Source organism: Mesorhizobium sp. M7A.T.Ca.US.000.02.2.1 (assembly GCF_003996995.1).
GTDB lineage: Bacteria > Pseudomonadota > Alphaproteobacteria > Rhizobiales > Rhizobiaceae > Mesorhizobium.
In genome coordinates this window covers 1-1,669 of the sequence record NZ_RZTT01000711.1, presented here as the reverse complement: position 1 = coordinate 1,669, position 1,669 = coordinate 1, and the positions used below count along the sequence as shown (strand labels likewise).

The 1,669-nt window shown below is 61.9% G+C and carries 1 protein-coding gene; it reads left to right on the top strand.

Annotation, left to right across the window (positions count from 1 at the left end):
- Positions 1-58 precede the first annotated feature (58 nt).
- On the top strand, positions 59-1,345 hold the full coding sequence (locus EOD15_RS33870) for an FAD-binding oxidoreductase (RefSeq protein WP_127320681.1): 1,287 nt from the start codon (positions 59-61) through the stop codon (positions 1,343-1,345).
- The last annotated feature ends 324 nt before the right edge of the window (positions 1,346-1,669 follow it).

Genomic DNA, 1,669 nt, shown 5'->3' with positions numbered 1-1,669 from the left:
CTACTGCCCTACTCCCCTATTCCCCTACTCCCCTACTCCCCTACTCCCTGCGAGCATCATGCCCTACCAATCCCCAATTTCCCCCGGCCGTTCCTGGTACGAGGACACGGCGGGACCGAGGCCCGAATATCCCGGACTGGATGGCGACCGGACATGCGATGTCGTCATCATTGGTGGCGGCTTCACCGGGCTGTCGGCGGCGGCGCATCTGGCCAAGGCAGGCACCAATGTCGTGCTGATCGACGCGTACCGCTTCGGCGATGGCGCCTCCGGGCGCAATGGCGGGCAGCTCGGCACCGGCCAGCGCGCCTGGGCCGAGGACCTGGAATCCGAGTATGGCTTGGCCCGCGCCAAGGCGCTGTTTGATCTTGCCGAAGAGGCCAAGGCGCATCTCCTCGAATTCACTGCCGCCAACCAGATCGATATCGACTATATGCCGGGCCAGCTCTCGGTGGCGCACAAGCCCCGCTATGTCGACGACTACAAGGCGCATGCCGAGATCATGGCGAGCCGTTTTGCCTACCCGCATATCTCGTTCATGGATGCCAGGGAGACGGCGGAGCGGTTGGGCTCGACCGCCTATTTCGGCGGCACGCGCGACACCGGCACCGGCCACATCCATCCGATGAAGCTGGTGATCGGCACGGCGCGGGTGGCAGCGCTTGCAGGCGCGCAGCTGTTCGAGGGGACGCCGTCGACCGGCATCATGTCCAGTGGCGGCAAGGTCAAGGTTTCGACACCGAGAGGGACGGTGACGGCCCAGAAATGCCTGATAGCGGTCAACGCCTATGGCGGCACGCTCGAGCCGGTGAGTGCCGCGCACATCATGCCCATCGGTTCCTTCATCGGCGCGACGGTGCCTCTGTGGGCAGAGTCAGATGTGCTGCCGGGCGGCGAGGCGGTCGACGATTCGCGCTTCGTCGTGCGCTATTTCCGCAAATCGAAGGACGGGCGGCTGCTGTTTGGCGGACGCGAGGTTTATGGCGTCAACGATCCGAAGGATATCCACATTCACATCCGCCGCCAGATCGCGGAACTCTACCCCGCACTCAGGGATGTCGAGATCACGCATGGATGGGGCGGCTATGTCGGCATCACTGTGCCGAGAAAGCCTTTCGTGCGCGAAGTGATGCCCAATGTGATCTCGGCCGGCGGCTATTCCGGCCACGGCGTCATGCTGTCGAACTATTTCGGTAAACTCTATGCTGAAACCGTTGCCGGCAACCGCGACCGGCTGAAGCTGATCGAGGATCTGAAAATCCCGCCGTTCCCCGGCGGTCGGCGCTTCCGCACGCCGCTGCTGTTCCTGGCGCTCAACTGGTTTGCGTTGAGGGACAGGATCTAACCGACCGACCTGATGTAATATTGTAATATTCATTGTAACATTTGTTGCCCGTGCGACGCATTGCGCAATTTCCCGCAAAGGCGCAGAATCCCCTATAATGGCGTACTGATGCCACAATCGCAGGCGAAAGCTGCCGGTTCTGGGCGATTGTTCGGGGATTGTTGCGGGACTGCCCGCGTTGTTTTTGGGACCTATGCGGATCAGACGCCGGACTTCCGGCACCGACTGAAAGAACGTCGGCCCGCTTATGGAGGTGGCAAGAGTGAGAGAGCCCTTCAGTTTCGGTACGCCGGAACGTCGGCGCTTTGCCATGCAGTTCGGATA